The sequence below is a fragment of the Oxalobacteraceae bacterium OTU3CINTB1 genome (assembly GCA_024123955.1).
Lineage (GTDB): Bacteria > Pseudomonadota > Gammaproteobacteria > Burkholderiales > Burkholderiaceae_D > Rugamonas.
The window spans coordinates 3,044,227-3,068,066 of the sequence record CP099652.1; the positions used below are offsets into that span (position 1 = coordinate 3,044,227).

Below are 23,840 nucleotides of genomic sequence, written 5' to 3' on the forward strand. Positions count from 1 at the left end.
GCTAAACCACCCGCTTGTACCAGGGCTGGCGCGGGAAAACCTGTTTGTACTGGCGCGCCAGCGGTTCGTCGTCGTCGAACGGGCGGTCCAGCACCAGCATGCCCGATTGCGCCAGGCTGTCGTCGAACAGGCGCAGCACGCGCTCCCGCAGCGGCGGGCCGAAATCCGGCAGCGCGCGATCGGCCACGATCATCTGGAATTCGTTGAACGAGGCGTCCGTCACCAGGTTGTATTGCGCCCAGGTGATGCGGCTGCGCAGATGCGGCAGCGGCACGGCGCGCGTGCCTTCCGCGTTCACTTCGAAATAGTCGATCAGTCGGCCGACGCCGCCGCTCTTGATGTAGTTACCCTGCAGTTCACCCAGGCGCGCCATTGGCAGGCTCGCTTGCAGCGCTTCGTCCAGCAGCGCGTCGCTGGCGACGGTGGCGTAGATCTCCGTGCGTGGACCCAGTTGTTCCTGCTCCAGCAGGATGGCCAGGGTCCACGCCTGCTGGGCGCCGGCGCAATCGGCCAGCCAGACGCGCGGCAACGCGGCGCCGTGCAGGCAGACGCCCAGCGACATGCGCAGCAGCGCGGTTTCCGAGGCGTTGTCGAACATCAGCGCCGGTTCGACGTAGAGCGCTTTGAGAAACGCGTCGTGGGCGGCCGGTTCGTGCAGCACCTTCGCTTGCAGCGCCGAGATGCTCGTCGCGGACATTTCCGTCATGAGGCGCCGCACCTTGCGACGCACCTGGTCGCGCCGATAGCCACGATAGTCGTAGCCGTGGCATTGGAACAGCGCTTCCAGGAGCAACTCCAGTTCCAGCTCCTCGACCGAGGACGGGGAGTGGCGCCGCGCCGATGGCATCATGTCGCCCATCAGTGCAGCCACACCCGCATCAGCGACAGCAGTTGTGCCACGTCCACCGGCTTGGTGATGTAGTCGGACGCACCGGCGGCGATACACTTATCCCGGTCGCCCTTCATCGCCTTGGCCGTCAACGTGATGATCGGCAGCGACTTGAACTTGGGGATGCGCCGGATCGCGCGCATGGTGTCGTAGCCGTCCATCTCCGGCATCATGATGTCCATCAGGACGATCTCGATGGTCGGATCCTTTTCCAGCACCTCGATGCCATCGCGGCCATTTTCGGCGAACGACACTTGCATCTGCTGGCGCTCGAGCAGCGACGACAGCGCGAAGATGTTGCGCAGGTCATCGTCGACGATCAGCACCTTGCGCCCGGCCAGGCCGCCATCGGCCGCGTGGATTTCCTCGAGCATGCGGCGTTGCGCCTCCGGCAGGCTGGCCTGGGAGCGGTGCAGGAACAGCGCCGTCTCGTCGAGCAGGCGTTCCGGCGAGCGCGCATCCTTGATGACGATGGTCTTGGCGTAGCGTTTTAGCTTGGCCACTTCCTTGCGGTTCAAGTCTTTGGCGGTGTTGATGACGATCGGCAGGTCGCGCAGCGATTCGTCCTTGCCGATGATGTCGAGCAGGTCGAAGCCTGAGATGTCCGGCAAGGTCAGGTCGAGCACCATGCAGTCGAAGCGCTGTTCGCGCAGCGCTTCCAGCGCGGCCTTGCCGGTGTCGACGGCGACGATGTGCAGGTCGGCGTCGCCGATCAGCGCGACGATGGAATCGCGCTGCGCCGGTTCGTCGTCGACCACCAGCAGGCTGCGTTTTCCGCCCAACAGGAATTTCTGTATCCGCGCGAATTCCTCCTGCAGCGCCGCCTTGCTGACCGGCTTGTTCAGGTAGGAGATCGCGCCCAGGCGCAGCGCGCGTTCGCGTTCGCGCAGGCTGGACATCACGTGCACCGGGATGTGGCGCGTGCTCGGGTCGCGTTTGAGGCGGTCGAGCACCGTGAAGCCGTCGATGTCCGGCAGGTCGAGGTCGAGCAGGATCGCCGACGGCAGGTAATCGCGCGCCAGGCTCAGGGCGGAATCGCCCTGCATGGTGACGACGCCTTTGAAGTTCTTCTCGCGCGCGAAGCCCAGCACGATCTTGGCGAAGCGTTCGTCGTCCTCGATGATCAGCACCGACGGATCGCCCGGCGCCACCAGGCCGCGGTCGTCGCTGGTGCTGTACTCGCTGATATCGGCATCGAGCTCGCCGGCGGCGGCGGCGCTGTCATGTTCCGGCATCGACAATTCGCTGTAGTGCGGCGCGGAGTAGACGATGTGCGGCGCCGGCGCGGCAGGCATCGGCAGGCGCACCTGCGGCTGGCGGCCCATGTCATAGTTGATGAAGCCCGCGCGGTTGTAAGGCAGGAACAGCGTGAACGTGGAGCCGTTGCCGACCACCGATTCGACGCGGATTTCACCGCCCAGGAGTCGCGCCAGTTCGCGCGAGATCGACAGACCCAGGCCGGTGCCGCCGTATTTGCGGGCGGTCGAGCCGTCGGCCTGCTGGAACGCTTCGAAAATCAACTGCAGTTTGTCGGACGCGATACCGACGCCGGTGTCGCTGACGGCAAAGGACAATACCGCGTCGGCGTGGATCAGGTTGGGGTGGTCGTTGGAGAAGCCGCTGTTCACAAGGCTGATGACCAGCGAGACCTGGCCGTGCGTGGTGAACTTGAACGCATTCGACAGCAGGTTTTTCAGCACCTGCTGCAGGCGCGTGGTGTCGGTCATCATCGCGGTCGGCAGGTTTTCGCGCAGGTCGACCGAGAAGCCCAGGTGCTTGGCTTCTGCCATGTGGCGGAAGGTGCGGTCGACGTAGTTGCGCAGATTCTGGAAGCGGTATTCGGAAACGTCCAGGGTGACCGTGCCCGACTCGATCTTCGACAGGTCCAGAATATCGTTAATCAGCGTAAGCAAGTCGGAGCCGGAGCCGTGGATGGTCTTGGCGAATTCCACCTGCTTGCCCGACAGGTTGCCGTCCGGGTTGTCGCCCAGTTGCTGCGCCAGGATCAGCAGCGAATTCAATGGGGTGCGCAGCTCGTGCGACATATTGGCCAGGAACTCGGATTTGTACTTGGACGACAGCGCCAGCTGGGTGGCTTTTTCCTCCAGCGCCAGCTTGGCCTGTTCCACCTCGCGGTTTTTGCGTTCCACCTCGATGTTCTGCTCCGACAGCAGGCGGGCTTTTTCGGCCAGTTCCTGGTTGGTCTGTTGCAGTTCCTGCGCCAGCGACTGCGATTGCGTCAGCAGCGATTCGGTGCGGCTGTTCGCCTCGATGGTGTTGAGCACCACGCCGATCGATTCCATCAGCTGGTCGAGGAAGGACAGGTGGGTTTCGGTGAAGCGGTCCAGCGAGGCGATCTCGATGACCGCCTTGACCTGCTGCTCGAACAGAATCGGCAGCACGACGATGTTGGTCGGCGGCGCCGCGCCCAGGCCCGACGAGACGACGATGTAGTCGCGCGGCACGTCGGTCAGCCAGATGCGCACCTTCTCCAACGCGCACTGGCCCACCAGGCCTTCGCCCGGCAGGAAGGAGGTCGGCAGCTTGCGGCTGGAACGGTAGCCGTAGCTGGCGATCATGCGCAGGCGGGCGTCCGATTCCTGCGAGTCCATCATGTAGAACACGCCGTGGTGGGCCGACACCAGCGGCGCCAGCTCGGACAGAATCAGCTTGGTCACGGCCTGCAAGTCGCGCTGGCCCTGCAGCAGGCGGGTGAAACGCGCCAGGTTGGTCTTGAGCCAATCCTGCTGCGCGTTCTTGAGCGTCGTATCCTTCAGGTTGCGGATCATCTCGTTGATGTTGTCCTTCAGGTAGGATACCTCGCCGCGCGCTTCCACCTGGATGGAGCGCGACAAGTCGCCGCGCGTCACCGCGGTCGCCACCTCGGCGATCGCGCGCACCTGGTTGGTCAGGTTCGCCGCCAGCTGGTTGACGTTCTCGGTCAAGTCCTTCCACGTACCGGCCACGCCTGACACGTTGGCCTGGCCGCCCAGCTTACCCTCGGTGCCGACCTCGCGCGCCACCCGCGTCACTTCCGACGCGAACGACGACAGTTGGTCCACCATGACGTTGATGGTGTCTTTCAGCTCCAAAATCTCGCCCTTGACGTCCACCGTGATCTTTTTCGACAGGTCGCCGCGCGCCACGGCGGTGGTCACCGCCGCGATGTTACGCACCTGGCCCGTCAGGTTGGACGCCATGAAGTTGACGTTGTCGGTCAAGTCCTTCCAGGTGCCGCCGACGCCGGGCACATACGCCTGGCCGCCCAGCTTACCTTCCGTACCCACCTCGCGCGCCACCCGCGTCACCTCCGACGCGAACGAGGACAATTGATCCACCATCACGTTGATGGTGTTTTTCAGTTCCAGGATCTCGCCCTTGACGTCCACCGTGATCTTTTTAGACAGGTCGCCGTTGGCCACGGCGGTGGTCACGTCGGCGATGTTACGCACCTGGCCCGTGAGGTTACCCGCCATCGAGTTCACGCCGTCGGTCAAGTCCTTCCACGTGCCGGCGACACCGGGCACGTTGGCCTGGCCGCCCAGCTTTCCCTCGGTGCCGACCTCGCGCGCCACCCGCGTCACTTCCGACGCAAAGGAGTTCAACTGGTCGACCATCACGTTGATGGTGTTCTTCAGTTCCAGGATCTCGCCCTTGACGTCCACCGTGATCTTTTTCGACAAGTCGCCGTTGGCCACGGCGGTGGTCACGTCGGCGATGTTACGCACCTGACCCGTCAAGTTACCCGCCATCGAGTTAACCGAGTCGGTCAAGTCCTTCCAGGTGCCGGCCACGCCTTTCACCTGCGCTTGTCCGCCCAGCTTGCCCTCGGTGCCGACCTCCCGCGCCACGCGCGTGACCTCCGATGCGAACGAGGACAATTGGTCCACCATCACGTTGATGGTATTTTTCAGTTCGAGAATCTCGCCCTTGACGTCCACCGTGATCTTTTTCGACAAGTCGCCGTTGGCCACCGCCGTCGTCACCGCCGCGATGTTACGCACCTGGCCCGTCAGGTTGGACGCCATGAAGTTGACGTTGTCGGTCAAGTCCTTCCAGGTGCCGCCGACGCCCGGCACATACGCCTGTCCGCCCAGCTTACCCTCGGTGCCTACCTCGCGCGCCACCCGCGTCACCTCCGACGCGAAGGAGCGCAGCTGGTCCACCATGACGTTGATGGTGTCCTTCAGCTGCAGGATCTCGCCGCGCACATCGACCGTGATCTTCTTGGACAAGTCGCCGTTGGCCACGGCGGTGGTCACTTCGGCGATGTTACGCACCTGCGAGGTCAGGTTGCCCGCCATCGAGTTGACCGAGTCGGTCAAGTCCTTCCAGGTGCCGGCCACGCCTTTCACCTGCGCCTGGCCGCCCAGCTTACCCTCGGTGCCGACCTCGCGCGCCACGCGGGTAACCTCCGAGGAGAACGACGACAGCTGTTCCACCATCGTGTTGGCGGTGGTCGCCGCCCGCAGGTACTGCCCCTTGAGCGGATGGCCGTCGACCTCCAGCGCCATCGTCTGCGACAGGTCGCCTTTCGCCACCGCGCCGATGACGCGCGCCATTTCCGTGGTCGGGCGAACCAGGTCGTCGATCAGCGCATTGACCGCGCTGATGATGGTGGCCCAGCCGCCGGCCATGTTGGGCACCTGCGCGCGCTGCGTCAAACGGCCTTCGCGGCCGACCACGCGGCTCACGTCCGTGACCACGTGGACCATCTTTTCCTTGGTCTCGATAATGTCGTTCAGCGTGTCCGCTATTTTGCCGGACATGCCGGTCCAGTCGGAGGGCATGCGGGCGGAGAAGTCGCCTTTTTTCAGGGCCATCAGCGTCGCCAGCAGGATTTTCAGATCCAGCTGTTCGCCCAGGTCGGTCATGTTATTCATCGGCTTAATCCTCGTTGTTCAGGAGGGAATTGGTGGTGGATAGGGTTGAGAGGGTTGAAACGGGGAAGGGCGCGCCCGGCGCGACGTGCCGCAGCACGTCGCCGGCCGCCTGCGGCGGCGCAAAGAGCTCGCCCTGGCAGCTGTCGCAGCGCAGCTTGCGCAGTACCTCAAGTTGCTGGCGCTGGTCCACGCCCAGCGCCACGACGCGCATCGACAGGGCGCGCGCGAGGTGGATCACGGCGGCGACGATGTCGGTGCCGCCCTGGTCGTTGCCGATGGCGTGGATGAACACCGGGTCGATCTTCAGCACCTCGAGCTGCCAGCGCTTGCAGGCGGCCAGCGACGAGCGCGCGCTGCCGAAATCGTCCAGCGCGCCGCGCACGCCGGCCGCCTGCAGTTGCGCCAGCACCTGTTCGAGCGGGCCGGCGGCGCCCTGGAGCAGTTTTTCATTGAGTTCGATGCCGATGCTGCCAGGCGCCAGGCCGTGCATGCGCATCGCCGGCAGCAGCACCTGCAGCAGTTCGCCGTGCAGCTGCGGCGTGGCCAGGTTGATCCAGATGCACAGCGGCGCGGCGGGCTGGCCATCGTCGCCCGGCACCGCCCGCTGCCACAGCGCCGATTGCGAACACGCCTGGGCGATGACCCAGACATCGACCCGGTCCAGCAGCACGCGGTCCTGCACGTGCGGCAGGAACTGCGACGCCTCCAGCTCGCCCCGTTCGGGATGGTGCCAGTACAGACGCGCCTCGGCGGCGACGGTGCGGCCGCTGCGGATTTCGATTTGCGGCTGATAGCGCAGTTCCAGCTCGCCGCCGCTCATCGCCTGGCGCAGCTCCAGCGTCCATTGCGTGCGTTCGCGCTCGCGTACGTTCAGGCCTTCGTGGAAGAACTGCACCGGCGCCGCCGGATTCTGCTTGGCGTGATACATCGCGGTATCGGCGTGCTTCATCAGCAGCTGGGCGTTGGCGCCGTCCTGCGGGTACAGCGCGATGCCGATGCTGGACGCCGTTTTCAGGCGTTGGCCGCCGATCTCGAAGGGCAGGGCGCAGGCCATTTCGATCTTGCGCGCCACGCGGGCGGCGTTGGCCGAGGCGGCGCGCCCTTCGATCAGCACGACGAATTCGTCGCCGCCCAGGCGCGCGACGATGTCGGCCACGCGCACCGCCGCCGACAAGCGCGCCGACACCTGGCGCAGCAGCTCGTCGCCGGCTTCATGGCCGTAGTTGTCGTTGATTTGCTTGAATTTGTCGAGGTCCAGGAACAGCAACGCGAAGCCGATGCCGTTGCGGTCGGAGACGGCAACGGCGTGTTCCAGGTGCTGGATCAGCGCGCGGCGGTTGACCAGGTTGGTCAGCACGTCGCGCGTGGACAGGTCGTGCGCGCGCTGCTCGGCCACCTTGCGCTCTTTGATCTCCAGTTCCAGCTCGCCGTTGATGCGCTGCAGATCCTGCATGCGCTGCACGCGCAAATCCTGGTTGAGGCGCACCAGCTCCTCGGTCTTGCTTTGCAACTCCATGTTTTTCACCGCCATATCGACGAACACCGCCACCTTGGCCTGCAGGATCTGCGGGATCACCGGCGTAAACAGGTAGTCGGCGGCGCCGGCCTGGTAGGCGCGCAGCCGGTTCATTTCGTCGGCGTAGTGGGCGGTGATGAAGATGATCGGCACGCCGGCCGAGCGGGGATGCGAGTGGATCGCCTCGGCCGTCTCGAAACCGTCCATGCCCGGCATGCTGACGTCGAGCAAAATCACGGCGAATTCGTGCAGCAGCACGTGGCGCAGCGCTTCCTTGCCCGACGCTGCGGTGATCAGCTCGTATATCTGCTGTTCGACCGCATTTGTGAGCAAGCTTTCCAGCGCGTACAAGCTTGCCGGATCGTCATTGACGAGAAGAACTTTCGGGATCTGCACGGCGGGCTGTGTGGTTGTCGGGTTACGGTCCGGGGATGGAGTCTGGAAGGTAAAAGATACTCCTGTGTATCTGGGAGTCAAGCAATATTGTGCAATGCCGCAACATGGCGGTTTCGGTTATTGTATCTATCTGACAAGGTAGTTGGCAACGTTTTCACCCGGCTCGTAGAGTACAGGAAAGATATGCTCCCGCGCGCACGGTTAGCCTGAATGTTTTGTCGGTGTTTGTACGGTACAACAGGTGCGCGTTAGCGCCGGCGCTGGTTGATCCAGACCGGTGCGCTCCACAGCATTTTCCCATCGTTCTGCGTCACGCGCGCATAGTAAAAATGCGCGCCGGCCTTGGGGGTGAACACGGCCCTTGCCTTACGGCTGAGAACCTTCACCTCGCCGTTTCTTCGTGGCACGCCGGCAAACAGCTTGATAGCGGCCGGGCGCTGGCCTCGCTTGCCGGTGTAGCGTACCTGCAAGGTCAGCTTGCCGATGTTGTCGAAACGCTCACCCATCATGCGCCCGTTGGCCGTTAAAATCAGTTCGGCATGCTTGTCCATCGTCGCGTAGACGCGGCGGGCCTGGAGGGCGGCCAGGAAGGTGCCGGCGGTGAGCGGGTGGCCACGCTCGATCAGCACGCCCGTGCGATTCGGCGACGACGCGCCCCAGTTGGCGCAATGGTTGTCCTGGTTGCTGCTGAAGGCGATGTGATAGCCGGCTTCGAGCAGCTTGTTGCAACCGGCTTCGTAGGTGCTGTGCTGCGGCTCGGATTCGTCGTCGCGGCGGGAGAAGGCGTTGCTGTTCATCACCTCGCACAACACCATGGCGGCATCGCCGTCCGGGGTCCAGGCCAGCGGTTTGCCGCCGATGGCGAACTGGTCGGCCCTGGGGTGGTTGAACTGGCCGAGCCAGCCGCGCTGGCGCATCTGCGCGTACAGGCTGGCGTAATCGCTCCGGGGTGTGGCGGTGTCGGCCAGCAACGCGCCGGCGGCGTTGCGCTCCCATCCGAGCAGCTCGGCGCTGTTGAGGATGTTCAAATGGCCGCCGTTGTTGATCACACCCCATTCCTGTCCATAAACGGCGAGGAATCCGGGATGGGCCAGGTTCCAGGTGCTGGCCGCGCGCAGGCCGCTCTGGTAGAGCGCCTTGACGGCCGTCGGGTCGGCGCCGGCGTTGGTGCCGTCGGACCCGTCGAACATGTGGTTGTGCTCGGACGTCATCAGGAAATCGAGGCCGTGCCGCTGCGCGTAACCGAAGGCCTCGGTGGGCCCGAGCGCCGCGCTCTGCGGCGCTTGCGAGCCGGTGCAGTGGTCGAGCGCGCCGCCGCCGTCGCTGTGGTTGGTCTGGCTGTGCAGGTTGCCGAGGTAGGTCGTGTAGCGCGTCGCGCGGGGGCCGGCCGGCGCCGGAGCGGTGGAAAATGCCGGTAGACGGGCGATCGATGGCGTCGGGGCGGGCAGACCCACGGCCACGTCCCAAGTTTGTTCTACATCAATATCGTTATCGAGTGTGTTGCCGATACTCATTTCAATGCCGGCGCGCAAGCGCAGGTGGTAGATGCCCGACCGCATGCGGGCAGCCCGCCCGACGCGCGCGGCCGTGCTCCAGCGGATCGCCACCTGCACCGGGGCGGCGGCGAGCGTTTGCCGTCCGTTCCAATGCTTGAGTACGTGTCCATCGTCACGCAATAATTCCAGGCGCCAACGCACTTGTTGCGTTCGCTCACTATCCGGGTAGTGGAAATGCAGTGTAATGGTCCGGATACCTTTGTTGTCCGCATGAAAGGGTGTTTGTAGCACGGCCTCGAATTCGCGATGGTCCGACGTCGAGGCCTTGCTGTCTCCTGGCATGGCCCCGCAGGCGCAGCAGAAGACCGCCAGGACAGTGACGGATACAACAGATGTGGCGGGCATGGCGTGCTCCTCTGATGTGTATTCTTACAGACTCATCAATTAGAGCGCCCGTTATGGCGTAAGGTTCCGTTAAAATTCTCACCAAATCTATCAAATTCTTTCGCTGGTTACTCGACGGCATTAATAGTATGCTGCTGTGATGCAAAAGTTTTTATGATTTGTTGTCTATCCCGAAAGAATTGAGTGATGGCGCATGCTTAAATCGGCTAACAGCAGAAAGACCGCCGTCCGGTCGCGCGCGCTGTTCTGGGCGGCGGGCTGGACCCTGGCGATGGCGATGGGCGCGACCTTGTATGGCGTCGCCACGCGGATTGTCGAGGCCGACGCCGGCCAGCGTTTCGAGAACCTGGCCCGCAGCACGCAGTACGCGATCTCGGCGCGCATCAAGGCGTATTCCGACCTGACGCGGGGCCTGGTCGCGCTGTTCCAGACCAGCGACAACCTGAGCCGCCAGCAGTTCCACCAATACGTGTCGGGACTCGATTTGCCGCGCCAGTTTCCGGCCATCGCGATGCTCAGCTGGGCGCCGGTGGTCACCGACGCCGAGCGCGACGCCTTTGTCGCGGCGGTGCGCGCCGACCGCAGCCTGTCGCCGCAGGGCTATCCCCGCTTCGACATCCGGCCGGCCGGGCGCCGCCCGTCCTACGCGCCGCTGACCTACGTCGAACCGAACAACTTGCTTGACGAGAAAATGGGCCTCGATCTGGCGACCAATGCGGTGGTTGAACGATTGAACGCGGCGGCGCGCGACAGCGGCCAGGTCAGCGCCTCGGGCCAGCCCTTCGTGATCGAACAGCCGCAGCGGCAGATCGCGCTGGGCATGCGCTTGCCGGTGTACCGGCGCAATATGCCGCTGGCCGACGTCACCGAGCGCCGCGCAGCCTACCTGGGATCGGTGGGGCTGGGCTTCAGCGTGGCCAAGCTGGTGCAGGGCGCCATCGACGAGATGACGGTGCGCCAGGTGCATTTGACCTTGTACGCCGACGGCAGCACCGACGTCGAGCAGCGCCGCCTGGTGATCGAAAAACAGGACCGCCTGCTGTTCACCGATACCGGCGCGACCACGGTGACGCCGTTGTCGGCGGCCGAACGCGGCGACTATCTGGAGTCGGTGCTGCCGATCGATTTCAATGGCAGCTTGTGGAAGGCCCACTTCCAGGTGAAGAAATCGCAGCTGCTGACCGGCTTCGATGTCTACTTCCCCTGGCTGGCGGGGTTGACCGGGTTCGCCGGCACCTTGCTGCTATATAGCTATCTGGCGGTGCTGTATTCGTCGCGCCGGCGCGCCGTCAAGCACCGGGTGCTGCTCGACACGGTGCTTAACAACGTCGACGCCCACGTCTACATGAAGGACCAGAACCGCCGCTTCATCTATGTCAACGCCCGCATGGCGCACAGCCTGGGCATGCCGGTGCAGGACATCGTCGGCAAACTCGATAGCGAGTTGATGCCGGCCGCCGCCGCCGACGCCGCGTGGGCGCTGGAGCAGCCCGTGTTCCAGGAAAACGTCAAGCGCTCCGGCGAGACCCAGTTCGTCGGCGCCGACGGCGAGGTGCAGTACCACTGGACCGTCAGGGCGCCGGTGGAGATCGGCCGCTCGGTGACGGCGGTGATCGGCATGTCGACCGACGTCACCGAGCTCCATCAACTCAAGGAAAAGGCCGATACCGCCAACCAGGCCAAGAGCGATTTCCTGTCCAATATGAGCCACGAGATCCGCACGCCGATGAACAGTATCATCGGCATGGCCCACCTGGCGCTGAAATCGGTCACGCATCCGAAGCAGCGCGACTATCTGCTGAAGATTTATCACTCCGGCCAGCACCTGCTGGGCATCATCAACGATATCCTGGACTTCTCCAAGATCGAAGCGGGCAAGATGGATCTGGAGATGCTCGACTTCACGCTCGACGCGCTGCTGGCCAACATCACCAGTCAGCTCGGCGAGAGCGCGCGCGCCAAGGGATTGGAGCTGGTGTACGAGGTCAATCCCGGCTTGTCGCGCCAGTTGCGCGGCGATCCGCTGCGGCTCGAGCAGGTGCTGCTCAACTTCACCAGCAACGCGATCAAATTCTCGGAGAACGGCAAGGTCTTCGTGCGCGCGCGCCAGCTGGAAGATAACGACTGCCATATCCTGGTGCGCTTCGAGGTCGCCGACCGCGGCATCGGCATGACGCCGGACCAGATGTCGCAGCTGTTCCAGTCGTTCCACCAGGCCGACACCTCCACCACGCGGCGCTACGGCGGCACCGGCCTGGGACTGGTCATCAGCAAGCAGCTGGCCGAGTTGATGGGCGGCGGCGTCGGTGTCGACAGCCATCCGGGCGAGGGCAGCACCTTTTGGTTCACGGCGCGCCTGGCCAAGGGCACGCAATTGCTGCAGCCCAGCGTGGAGGCGGTGCAGCCGGAAGTGCTCGACAGCATACGCGGCGCATCCATCCTGCTGGTCGAGGACAATATCTTCAGCCAGCAGGTCGGGCAGGAGCTGCTGGAGGACGCCGGCGCCACCGTTTGCGTGGCCAATAACGGCAAGGAGGCGATCGACCTGCTGCTCAAGGAGCGCTTCGATTGCGTGCTGATGGACGTGCAGATGCCGGTGATGGACGGCTACGAGACCACGCGCCTGATCCGCGCGCATCCCAAGCTGTCGGCCACCTTGATCATCGCGATGACCGCCAACGCCGGGCGCGGCGACCAGGAGCGCTGCCTGGAGGCGGGCATGGACGAATTCGTGACCAAGCCGATCGCGCCCAAGGTGCTGTTTAATATGCTGTCGAAGTGGATGAGTCAACGCGCCAGGGGCGCCGCCGGCGTGGCGCGGCCGGTGTCGCCGCCGCCGCCGTCGTACTTCACGATGGCCGATGGCACGGCGTCGGCCGCAATGGCCGCGTCCAGCGCGATCGGAGCGCTGGCGCCTCCACAGCCGCCGGTGCGGACGATGACGGAAGCGGACGTGGAAATACGCGCGCATGGCATCGTGCAAACGAGGTTGCAAACGATGCCACAGCTTGCGCTGCCGGAACCTGAACGCGAATCGGAACCCGTGCCGCATCCAATGCCGGTCGACGGCGAGTTGTTCGACCTGGCCGCGCTGGCGCAGACCTTCGGCGGCAAGCCTGACAAGATGCGTAAATACGCGCTGCTGTTTGTCGAATCGGCGCGCGACGGCATGCGCGAAGTCGACGCCGCACTGGCACAGAACGACCTGGTGGCGCTGTCGGAATTGGGCCACCGCATCAAATCGTCTGCCCGCGCGGTGGGTGCGATGCAATTCGGGGATCTTTGCCTGGCGCTGGAACGGGTGCGCGCCGATCCCGATACGGCCAACGCGCGCCGCCTGGTGGCGCAGATGCACGCCATGCTGGTGGTGCTGGACCGGCACATCGCACAGGAGTTGCTGGCCTACGCGCCGGGCTAGATGAGCGATAATAGGGTTTTCACGGCGGCGTTTCGACCCGTTTGGTCCCTATAAAGAGTCTTATGCAACCCAGCATCACCCCCGGCTTGTTGATTTTGCACGGCAATCAGATGGAGCAGCTGCGCGCCGCTGTGTTCCAGTGGCTGCGCAATCACTCGCTTGGGGCGCTGGAATCGGATATCTTCCTTGTCCAGTCCAACGGCGTGGCCGAGTGGCTGAAGATCGCGCTGGCCGAGGAAATGGGCGTGTGCGCCGCCACCCGCGTGGCGCTGCCGGCCCGCTTCCTCTGGGAAACCTATCGCGGCATGCTGGGGCGCGACCGGGTGCCGGTCCGTTCCGCCTTCGACAAGGGGCCGCTGACCTGGCGCCTGATGCGCCTGCTGCCCACCTTGCTGGCCGATCCCGTGTTCACGCCATTGCGCCACTTCCTCGCCGACGGCGAAGCGGAGCGGCGCCTGCAACTGGCCGAGCGGCTGGCCGACTTGTTCGACCAGTACCAGGTGTACCGCGCCGATTGGCTCGACGACTGGGCGCATGGCCGCGATCAGCTGCGCAACGCCCGCAACGAGGCCGTGCCGCTGCCGGACGACCAGCGCTGGCAAGGCCAGTTATGGCGTGCCGTGATCGCCGACGTCGATCCGCAGGAACGTGACCTGGGCCGCGCGACGGTGCACACGGAGTTCGTGCGCGCGGCCGCCGCCGGCGAAGCGCCGCTCGGACGTCTGCCGCGCCGCATCGTCATTTTCGGCGTCTCTGCGCTGCCGTATCAAAGCCTGCAGGCGCTCGCCTCGCTGGCGCGTTATGCGCAAGTGGTGCTGGCCGTGCCCAATCCGTGCCAGTTCTATTGGGGCGACATCATCGAAGGGCGCGACCTGCTGCGCTCCGCGCACCGCCGCCAGCAACTGCGCAACGGCCAGGACCTGGGCCAGATCCCGCTCGAGGAACTGCATGCGCACAGCCATCCGCTGCTGGCCAGCTGGGGGCGTCAGGGACGCGACTTCGTCCGCATGCTCGACGAATTCGACGAGGCTTCGGCCAGCGCCGCCGCCATCGCCAGCGAGGCGGGCGACGACGACCACGTGGCGCCGCTGCGCATCGATTTGTTCAGCGAGGGCGATGGCGGAACACTGTTGTCGCAGGTGCAGGCGGCGGTGCGCGACTTACTTCCGTTGTCCGAGCATCCGCACGTGCCGCCGCCGGACGACGACCGTTCTATCGAATTCCACGTCACCCACAGCGTGCAGCGCGAGGTGGAGGTGCTGCACGATCAGCTGCTGAAGATGTTCGCCGGCTCAGAGAGTGGCGGGCAGCCGTTGCGTCCGCGCGACGTGGTGGTGATGGTGCCGGACATCGACACCTTCTCGGCCGCCATCCACGCGGTCTTCGCGCAGCACCGGCGCAGCGATGCGCGCTACATTCCTTTCGAGATCGGCGACGTCAATGACCGCAGCGTCAATCCGCTGCTGGTGGCGCTGGAGTGGCTGTTGCGATTGCCGCAGCAGCGCTGCCGCCAGAGCGAGATCCGCGATCTGCTGGACGTGCCGGCGCTGGCCGCGCGCTTCGGCCTTGGCGAGGAAGATTTGCCGACCCTCGGACTGTGGATCGAAGGCGCCGGCGTGCGCTGGGGCCTGGACCAGGAGCACCGCAGCGGCCTGGGACTCGGCCCGGCGGGTGAGCAGAATGCCTGGATCTTCGGCGTGCGCCGCATGCTGCTCGGCTATGCCAGTGGCGGCGGTGGCGATGTCGGCGCCAGCTTCGCGGGCATCGAACCGTTTTCGGAAGTCGGCGGCCTCGATGCCGCGCTGGCCGGCTCGCTGGCGCAACTGGTCGAGGCGCTGCTGCACTGGCGCGCGGTGCTGGCGCAGGCGCGCTCGCCGGCCGATTGGGGCGTGCAGGCGCGCGCCTTGCTGGCGGCGTTCTTCGATGCCGGCGAGGAGGGCGACCGACTGACCTTGGCGCAGCTGGACGATGCCCTCAGCAACTGGCTGGAAACCTGCGAAGGCGCGCAGTTCGACGAAGCGGTACCGCTGGCGGTGCTGCGCGAGGCGTGGCTGGGATTGATGGACGAGCCGACCTTGAACCACCAATTCGTCTCCGGTGGGGTGACCTTCTGCACTTTGATGCCGATGCGCGCCGTGCCGTTCCGCGTGGTGTGCCTGCTCGGCATGAACGACGGCGACTTCCCGCGCCGCGCGCCGAAGGCCGATTTCGATCTGCTGGCGCAGCCGGGCATGGCGCGTCCCGGCGACCGCTCGCGCCGCGACGACGACCGTTACCTGATGCTGGAGGCGCTGCTGGCGGCGCGCGACAAGCTGTATATCAGCTGGGTCGGCCGCAATGTGCGCGACAACAGCGAGCAGCCGGCGTCGGTGCTGGTGTCGCAGTTGCGCGATTACCTGGTCAACGGCTGGCAACTCGATCTGCACGCGCGCACCACCGAGCATGCGTTGCAGCCGTTCAGCCGCCGCTATTTCGAGGCCGGCGGTTTGCTGACCTATGCGCGGGAATGGCGCGAGGCGCATAAAGCGGGGGAGGATGGCGAGGCGCCTGTATCGTCCGAGCTGCCGCCGTTCGACATCGACGACAAATTCAGCCTCAAACTCATTAGCCTGAATAACTTCGTGCGCCAGCCGGTGCGCTTCTTCTTCCGCCAGCGGCTGGGCGTGATGTTCGGCGAGTCGGCGCTGGTGGGCGAGGACGAGGAACCGTTCTCGCTGAACGCGCTGGAACGCTATCTGCTCGAAGACACGATGCTCGACGACGGCGCCGACGCGGAGCAGATCGAGGAAGTCTACGACAAGCTGACCGAACGCGCGGAACGGCTGGCGCGCGAAGGCGTGCTGCCGATCGGGTTGATCGGGCAGCAGTATCAACGCCAGCTGGTCGAGGCGCTGGTCCCGGTGCGTTGCGCCTGGCTCACGTTGCGCGAGCACTATCCGCAACCCGCCGCGAAGGTGGCATTGAGCCTGGTGCTGGCTGGCGTACGGGTGGACGACTGGATCGACCAGCTGCGCAGCAACGGCCTGGAGACGGTGTGGCTGACGCAGATGTCGTCCAAGGTGACGGACAAGCAGGGCAAGCCGCGCGGCGATAAATTGATCGCCATGTGGCTGCGGCAGTTGGCCGCCGCCGCTGCCGGCATGCCGGTCACCGGGTATTTGGTGGCGCGCGACGCCATCGTGACGATGAAGGCGTTGCCGGGCGACGAGGCGCTGGAAGCGCTGCGCGAGCTGGTATGCCTGTGGCGCGACGGCATGAACCGTCCTTTGCCGACCGCATGCAAAACCGCGCTGGCACTTGCGCAGGGCGGCGACCCGCGCGCGGTCTACGACGGCGGCTTCGAAATCTCCGGCGAAAACGAGGAGCTGTGCCTGGCCCGCCTGTGGCCCGACTTCGCGGCGCTGAGCGCGCAGCCGGACTTCGCCGATGTCTCCGATGCCTTGTACGGACCATTGGCGAACTGGCTGGAACATCACATCACGATCGAAGCCATCGAGGCGGGGAGCCCGGCATGAACAACGTCGCCAATCAACTCGCGCCGCTGACGTTCCCGCTGCACGGTTCGCGCCTGATCGAGGCCAGCGCCGGCACCGGCAAGACCTGGACCATCGCCGCGCTGTATGTGCGGCTGGTGCTCGGGCATGGCGGCGAGAACGGCTACCGCCGGCCGCTGCTGCCGGCCGATATCCTGGTGATGACCTTCACCCGCGCCGCCACGCGGGAGTTGTCGAACCGGGTGCGCGAGCGGCTGGTGGAGGCCGCGGCCTACGTGCGCCGCTTCGAGGACATGAGCGACGACGACGCGCGTGACGATTATCTGGACGCGATCCTGGAGTCGTACCCGAGCCACGCCGAGCGCCAGCAGGCCGCGCACCGCCTGATGCTGGCGGCGGAGACGATGGACGAAGCGGCCATCTTCACCATCGACGCCTGGTGCCAGCGCATGCTGCGCGAGCACGCCTTCGACAGCGGCAGTTTGTTCGACGAGGAACTGGTCAGCGACGAGCAGGCGCTGTTCGAGGACGCCGCCCACGACTACTGGCGCCAGCAGGTCTATCCGCTCAACGCTGTGTCGCTGGAGGCGCTGCTGTCCTGCTGGAGCGACGTCGGCGTGATGAAGAAGTCGATCCGCGAACTGGTCAAGCGCGCCGATATCATCGGCGACGTCGACGCGACGCAGTCGCTGGGGGCGCTGATCGGCGCGGTCCAGCGCGAGCAACTGGCGCAGCTGGCCGGTTTGAAGGCCGGCTGGCACGAACGCGCCAACCGCATGGAACAGTGGATCGCCCAGCACCGCGAGATGTCGCCCAAGTGCTTCAACGGTAACAAGATGCGGCCCGATTCGCTGGCCGGCTGGTTCAACGGCCTGCGCGCCTGGGCGCTTGACCCCGGCGCGGTGCTGCCCGAGATTACCGACACGGCTTGGAAGCGGCTCACGCCCTGGGGCATCGAGGACGCCTTCTCCAAGGGCTTCAGCGCGGCCATCCCGGAAGACTTCGACGCCACCGAGGTGCTCAAGCAGGCGCTCGACCAGCTGGAGCCGATGGCGCACGCGCTGTACCGCCACGCCGCCGCGTCGGTCGCCAAGCGCATGGACGAACTGAAAAAGCGCAACCGCCAGTTCGGTTTCGCCGACATGCTGGACCGCCTGAACGCGGCGCTCCAGGGCGAGAATGCGGACGCGCTGCGCAAGCGCATCACCGAGCAGTATCCGGTGGCGATGGTCGACGAGTTCCAGGATACGGCGCCGAACCAGTACCAGATCTTCAACCTGCTGTACCGCGTGGCGGACAACGATGCGGAGACGGGGCTGTTCCTGATCGGCGACCCGAAGCAGTCGATCTACGGTTTCCGTGGCGCCGACATCCACAGCTATCTGTCGGCGCGCAAGGCCACCACCGGGCGCCATTATCAATTGGGCACCAACTACCGCTCCACCAAGCCGGTGGTCGAAGCGGTCAACCATTTGTTCATGATCGCCGAGGGCGAGGCGGCGCAGGGCGGTTTCGGACGCGGCGCGTTCCGCTTCCGCGATCCAGGCACGCGCGTCAATCCGCTGCCGTTCGAGGCGGTCGGCGCCAAGGGCCGCAAGGAACGCATGGTCGACGCCGACGGCGACGTGCCCGCGCTGGTGGTCGCGTGCAGCGCCGCGCAGGATCTGAAAGCCGACAGCTACCGCGAGTTCTTCGCCCATCACTGCGCCGAGGACATCGTCGCGAAGCTCAACGACGAACGGGCAGGCTTCGACGGCCCGGATGGATTCGAGCGTTTGAAGCCGGCCGATATCGCGGTGCTGGTGCGCGACCGCAAGGAAGCGGCGGCGATCCGCCGCGCGCTGCAACGGCGTCAGATCGCCAGCGTCTACCTGTCCGACAAGGATTCGGTCACCGACAGCGAGGAAGCGGCCGACGTACTGCGCTGGCTGTCGGCGGTCGCCAATCCGCTCGATGGCGCGCTGGCGCGGGCCGCTTACGCCACCCGTACGGCGGGACTGGAACTGGCGCAACTGGCGCTGATGACATCGGACGAACTGGCATGGGAAGAGCGCGTCGAGCAGTTGAAGGCGCTGCACATCATCTGGCAGCGCCAGGGCGTGCTGGCGATGCTGCGCCGCTTCATCCACGAGCTGCAATTGCCGGCGGCCTTGCTGCGCCAGCCGGGCGGCGAGCGGCGTTTGACCAATCTGCTGCATCTGGCGGAGCTGCTGCAATCGGCCAGCCGCCAACTGGATGGCGAACAGGCGCTGATACGCTGGCTCGCGGAGCAGATCGAAGGCGGCGAGGGTGCCGGCGACGAGCGCGTGCTGCGTCTGGAAAGCGACGCCGAACTGGTGAAGGTCGTCACGGTCCATAAATCGAAAGGGCTGGAGTATCCGCTGGTGTATCTGCCGTTTGCTGTTACCGCGCGCAAGGTGGAACGGCGCAACCGCAGCTTCTTCGAATTCAGCGACGACGACGGCGTGCGCCGGATCGACATGGCGCTGACCGAAACGGCGATGGAACTGGTCGAGCGCGCGCGTCTGCAAGAGGACTTGCGCCTGCTGTACGTGGCGCTGACGCGGGCGCGCCACTTCCTGTGGCTGGGTGTGACGGCGCTGGCCAGCCGCAAGGCCGGCGACAACACCTTGCACGAATCGGCGCTCGGCTACCTGCTCACCGGCGGCGAAGCGCTGCCGTCCGACCTGGTGATGGAGCGTTGGGAGCACACGTGCAAAGGCTGCGCATCGATCAGTATCGTCCCCCTGGACATGACGCCGCAGCCGCCGACGCGCTTGAGCCGAATCGAACACCGCCCGCCGTTGCTGGAGCCGCTGCATTACACCGGCCGTTTCGAGCGCGATTGGTCGGTCGGCAGTTTCAGCTCGCTGGCGCGGCGCACCGGGCCGACCGGCATGATCGGCTCTTCCGATAACATCGGCGCGGCGCCGGTGCCGCGCGACGGATCGCAGGCCACCTTGCTCGAAGACGGCGACGTGCCGGGCATCGTGCTGCCGGTGCGGGTGGAGGACGCGCCATGGCATCGCTTCCCGCGCGGCTCGGTGCCCGGTAACTTCCTGCACGAGCAGCTGGAGTGGATGGGCGAGGAGGGCTTCGCCATCGTCGAGCAGGAGAACTTCGAGGCGCGCCTGACGCGGCGTGTCGAGCGTGCGGGCTGGGGCAACCGGCTGGCCGACACGCTGGCGTGGCTGCGCGAGATCGCCACCACCGAGCTGCCGTATGTGAACGCGCCGCTCAGCCGCATCGAGGCGCCGCTGCCGGAAATGGAATTCTGGTTCCCCAGCGAGCGGCTCGACACCGGCGCGTTGGACCAGTTGTGCGTCGCGCATTTGCTGGACGGCGCGGCGCGGCCATCGCTGCCGGAGCGCCAGCTGCACGGCATGCTCAAAGGCTTCGCCGACCTGGTGTTCGAGCATGAGGGCAAATTCTGGGTGCTCGATTACAAGTCGAACGCGCTGGGCGCGGGCGACGCGGCCTATCACGAGCCGGCGCTGATCGCCGCGATCGCCGAGCATCGCTACGATATCCAGGGCGCCATCTATATGTTGGCGCTGCACCGGCTGCTGCAAAGCCGCCTTGGCCGGCGCTACGATCCAACCGAGCACTTGGGCGGCGCCGTGTTCCTGTTCCTGCGCGGCATCGCCAATACGCAAACGCGGGGGTGTTACTGGATGGCGCCGGACCCGGCGCTATTGAACGGATTGGATGAACTGCTCGGCTACACATCCGCAGCGAATGGCGAGGTCCACGATGACTATTGAAACCCGGCTGGCCTCCGAAGCGTCCGCGCCATTGTTCGCACAGATCGACGCGTTGACCGAAAGCGGCCATCTGCGCCGGCTAAGCGGCGCCTTTGCGCGCTTTATCGCCTCCGTTGGAAGCAGTTCGCCGCAGTTGATGGCCGCTTGCGTACTGTTGTCGGAACTGGAAGGGCGCGGCCACAGCTGTCTGCTGCTGGAGGAATTGTCGGCCGACCCCGCCGCATTACTGGGCTGGGCGGGCGACGAGTGGCGCGAACTGCGCGACACGGTGGGCGCCTGGCCGAAAAACGCCGCCGCTTGGCGAGCCCTGCTGGCTGGTTGCGACCAGGTGTGGCCGGTTGGCGATCTCGATTTCCAGCAGCCGCTGGTGCTGGAGGGCGAGCGGCTGTATCTGCGCCGCTATTGGCGCGACGAAACGCTGGTCGCCCAAGCGGTGCGCAGCCGCTCGCTTGGCGGCGTCATCGCCATCGACGCCGACGACGAAGTGGCCGGCGTGCGCCGCTGGCTCGATATCCTGTTCCCCCACGCAGCGCGCGGCGGCGGTGTCGACTGGCAAAAAGTCGCGTGCGCCGTGGCCATGCGTGGCAAGCTCGGCATCATTACGGGCGGCCCCGGCACCGGCAAAACCTACACGGTGGCACGCTTGTTGGCACTGTTGTTCGCCACCAGCGGCGGCCGGCATTCCGATCTGCGCGTCGCCCTGGCGGCGCCAACCGGCAAGGCGGCGGCCCGGCTGAAGCAATCGATCGACGTCGCGCTTGCCGGCCTGGACCAGCGGGTGCGCGAAGTGATGCCGGAGCGTGAACTGGGCGCGGCCCGGACCTTGCACAGCTTGCTGGGCGCGCGCCCGGACACGCGCGCGTTCCAGCACCACGCCGGCAACCAGCTGGATGTCGACGTGCTGATTGTTGATGAAGCGTCAATGATTCACTTGGAGATGATGTCGGCGCTGCTGGCCGCGCTGCCGCCAACCGCCACCTTGATACTGCTGGGTGACAAGGATCAGCTTGCGTCTGTGGAAGCCGGCGCGGTGCTGGGCGACCTGTGCCACAACGCCGAAGCCGGCGACTACGGCGCGGAAACGTTGACATATGTACTCGAAAGCACGGGCCAGCAATTGCCTGCCAGCTTCGCCGGCGACGGCGGCCCGATCGCCCAGCAAACGGTCATGCTGCGCGAAAGCCGTCGTTTTGGCGGTCCGATCGGCGCGTTGGCGCTTGCGGTCAATGCCGGCGACGCTGCCGCCGCGGTCAATGTCCTGCGCGAGAGCGAGGAAGAAAAGGTGGCCTGGATCGATCCGGCGCAAGCGGCGGACCTGTTGCAACTCGCTTTGGCAGGCCGCCACGGCGCCGCCGGCGGTTATCAGGATTACCTCAAAATGATCGCGGCAGGCGCTCCGGAAGGCGAGGAGATCGTACGACTTGCCTGGGTGAAATCTGTGCTGAACAGCTTCGAAACCTTCCGCATCTTGTGCGCGGTCCGAGAAGGCGAATGGGGCGTGACCGGTTTGAATGATGCAATCGAGAAGACGTTGCAGTCGGCCGGCCTGCTGAAAAGGACCGGCGAATGGTACGTCGGGCGACCGGTCATGGTCACCCGCAACGACTACGGCACCGGCGTTTTCAACGGCGACATCGGCCTGACTTTGCCTGACCCGGCGCGTCCCGGAGCGCTGCGCGTGTATTTCTCGGAGGGCGAAAACGTCCGCAGCGTGCTCGCCACGCGGCTGCGGAATGTGGAAACCGCGTTCGCCATGACGGTGCATAAATCACAAGGTTCCGAGTTCAAGCACACCGTGCTGGTGCTGCCGAAAGACAGCGGCGGCATGCTCGCGCGCGAGCTGATTTATACCGGCATCACCCGCGCCCGTGACTACTTTACGTTACTGACTCCGAACGGCCAAGTCTTGCTGGACGCCATCGCCCAACGCACGCAACGCGCGAGCGGCCTGCGCAACCTCCTCGACAACTGAACGATCAAAACGAACTGGCGCAGGGCTAGTCCACGCTCCCAATAAGCCAAAAATTAGCACGAAAACACCAAAATCCGGCATGGTGAGGGCGCGTAATAACGAAAACACGTAGGGCGGATTAGGCGGCACGCCGTAATCCGCCAAGCGTCGCCACCACCGCCAGCGTCGGCCCCCATCCACCAGACGAAAAAAAACCGGACCCAAAGTCCGGTTTTCAGCATCCCAAAACAGCAAAAAATCACATTGCCCGACGATTCCGCTTGCTCGCCTTGATAACCTTCTTCTTGGTTTTCGCCGCCGCCTTCAATACTTTTGGTTTCTCGATCGGACCCGAAATAAAGCGGCGGATATTGAACGCATCCATCAACCTAGCCGAATTTGCTTTCGCATTCAACAACACCAAAGTATTGTCCTTACCACCAGACTTAAAGCGCATGATCAGGCAGCGACCAGCCTCTTCGGTGTAGCCGGTTTTCGACAAACCGACATCCCAACCCTTGGCGCCGACCAAGCGGTTGGTGTTGTGATACTCCACCTGCCGACCCTTGATCTTGATGATGTCCTTGGTGTCGGTGGTGATGCGGGCGATCTCCGGATAGGCCGAAGCGGCCTTTGCCATTTTGACCAGATCGGTTGCGGTCGAGCGGTTATGCGGCGACAAACCGGTCGGCTCCTCGATCACCGTCTGGGTCAGCCCCAGCGCGCGGATCTTGGCGTTGACCGCCGCCTTGAACGCGGCAGGACCACCCGGATAGGTACGCGCCAGCGACGCGGCGGCACGGTTGTCTGACGACATCAGTGCCAACTGCAGCACGTCGCCACGCGGGATTTCCGCGCCGACCGGCACGCGCGAGGTGCTGTGCTTCAGCATATCGACGTCGGCCTGGTCGATGCTGATGGGCGCCGACATGTCCGGTTTGGAGTCGAGCACCACCATCGCCGTCATCAGCTTGGTCAGCGACGCGATCGGGACTTGAACGTTGGAATTCTTTTCGACGAGGACCTTGCCAGTGGCGTCTTCGACGACCAGCACGGACTGAGAGCCGAGCGGCACTGCGAGCGCGGCCGCAGTGAACGTACTCAGCAATACAGCGACAATTTTCTTGAGCATGTTAGGTATTCTTGGGAGTGAGGAGTGAAACGGGCGCCTGACGAAGGCGCAGCGCAAAGCTAAGACTAGCTATACGGCAATACGAAGGATAGACGATAACATTAAAGTGGTTTCTCGTCTATTGTATGTAACCTACGGATTCTATTATTTTGTATCAAGCAGAAATAAAGCCCCGAGGCGGGGGGAGCGCTCGGGGCTTTATCGGTGTCCGGCGGCGGCGGCGGCCGGTTGCGGGTGCTGCGGCGGTTGGACGGCTCAGCTACTGATCTTGGCGATCGAGACCTCGGTGGATTTGACCAGGGCGATCACTTCGCTGCCCACTTTCAGGTCCAGGTCGTGGATGGAGCGCGACGTGATCACCGAGGTGACGATGCCGTGCTGGGTTTCCACATCGACTTCCGAGACCACAGGCCCGAAGATGATTTCCTTGATCTTGCCACGGAACTGGTTACGTACGTTAATTTCAGAAATGGCCATCGTGCATCCTTTGTCTGGT

The 23,840-nt window shown here is 64.9% G+C and carries 10 protein-coding genes; 4 read left to right on the forward strand and 6 right to left on the reverse strand.

The window, feature by feature from the left end; translation table 11 throughout:
* Position 1 precedes the first annotated feature (1 nt).
* The 4 genes from NHH73_13395 to NHH73_13410 form a co-directional block, all read right to left on the reverse strand.
* Entirely contained in the window at positions 2-871 is an 870-nt protein-coding gene (locus NHH73_13395) for a chemotaxis protein (GenBank protein ID USX29213.1), read from the reverse strand.
* Complete coding sequence (locus tag NHH73_13400; protein ID USX29214.1) at positions 859-5,772, reverse strand: response regulator; 4,914 nt, start codon at positions 5,770-5,772, stop codon at positions 859-861. The genes NHH73_13395 and NHH73_13400 overlap by 13 nt, the downstream gene beginning before the upstream one ends.
* 4 nt (positions 5,773-5,776) lie before the next feature.
* Positions 5,777-7,684 carry an EAL domain-containing protein gene (locus NHH73_13405; protein USX29215.1) on the reverse strand — a complete coding sequence of 636 codons (1,908 nt, stop codon included), beginning with the start codon at positions 7,682-7,684 and terminating at the stop codon, positions 5,777-5,779.
* A 248-nt stretch (positions 7,685-7,932) separates the two neighbouring features.
* Complete coding sequence (locus NHH73_13410; protein ID USX29216.1) at positions 7,933-9,360, reverse strand: CehA/McbA family metallohydrolase; 1,428 nt, start codon at positions 9,358-9,360, stop codon at positions 7,933-7,935.
* 418 nt (positions 9,361-9,778) lie between these two features.
* Between NHH73_13410 and NHH73_13415 the strand changes: the two genes are divergently transcribed.
* From NHH73_13415 to recD, 4 genes are all read left to right on the forward strand, one after another.
* Positions 9,779-13,003, forward strand: coding sequence for a CHASE domain-containing protein (locus NHH73_13415; protein ID USX29217.1), 3,225 nt, complete (start codon positions 9,779-9,781; stop codon positions 13,001-13,003).
* A 62-nt stretch (positions 13,004-13,065) separates the two neighbouring features.
* Complete coding sequence (gene recC / locus NHH73_13420; protein ID USX29218.1) at positions 13,066-16,518, forward strand: exodeoxyribonuclease V subunit gamma; 3,453 nt, start codon at positions 13,066-13,068, stop codon at positions 16,516-16,518.
* Positions 16,515-20,261, forward strand: a complete 3,747-nt coding sequence (gene recB, locus NHH73_13425; GenBank protein ID USX29219.1) for an exodeoxyribonuclease V subunit beta — start codon at positions 16,515-16,517, stop codon at positions 20,259-20,261. The genes recC and recB overlap by 4 nt, the downstream gene beginning before the upstream one ends.
* Positions 20,251-22,233: an exodeoxyribonuclease V subunit alpha gene (gene recD, locus NHH73_13430; protein ID USX29220.1), complete on the forward strand. Its 1,983-nt coding sequence runs from the start codon at positions 20,251-20,253 to the stop codon at positions 22,231-22,233. The genes recB and recD overlap by 11 nt, the downstream gene beginning before the upstream one ends.
* A 238-nt stretch (positions 22,234-22,471) precedes the next feature.
* Here recD and NHH73_13435 read toward each other — a convergent pair whose 3' ends face one another.
* Positions 22,472-23,344 (reverse strand): serine hydrolase, encoded by an 873-nt coding sequence (locus NHH73_13435; protein ID USX29221.1) that lies wholly within the window; start codon positions 23,342-23,344, stop codon positions 22,472-22,474.
* A 255-nt stretch (positions 23,345-23,599) separates the two neighbouring features.
* Positions 23,600-23,821 carry a TOBE domain-containing protein gene (locus NHH73_13440; protein ID USX29222.1) on the reverse strand — a complete coding sequence of 74 codons (222 nt, stop codon included), beginning with the start codon at positions 23,819-23,821 and terminating at the stop codon, positions 23,600-23,602.
* Positions 23,822-23,840 lie beyond the last annotated feature (19 nt).

Coding starts and splice junctions, on each gene's coding strand:
- NHH73_13400 (USX29214.1), bottom strand. CDS start 5,772: ATGAATAACATGACCGACCTGGGCGAACAGCTGGATCTGAAAATCCTG.
- NHH73_13415 (USX29217.1), top strand. CDS start 9,779: ATGCTTAAATCGGCTAACAGCAGAAAGACCGCCGTCCGGTCGCGCGCG.
- recC (USX29218.1), top strand. CDS start 13,066: ATGCAACCCAGCATCACCCCCGGCTTGTTGATTTTGCACGGCAATCAG.
- recB (USX29219.1), top strand. CDS start 16,515: ATGAACAACGTCGCCAATCAACTCGCGCCGCTGACGTTCCCGCTGCAC.
- recD (USX29220.1), top strand. CDS start 20,251: ATGACTATTGAAACCCGGCTGGCCTCCGAAGCGTCCGCGCCATTGTTC.
- NHH73_13435 (USX29221.1), bottom strand. CDS start 23,344: ATGCTCAAGAAAATTGTCGCTGTATTGCTGAGTACGTTCACTGCGGCC.
- NHH73_13440 (USX29222.1), bottom strand. CDS start 23,821: ATGGCCATTTCTGAAATTAACGTACGTAACCAGTTCCGTGGCAAGATC.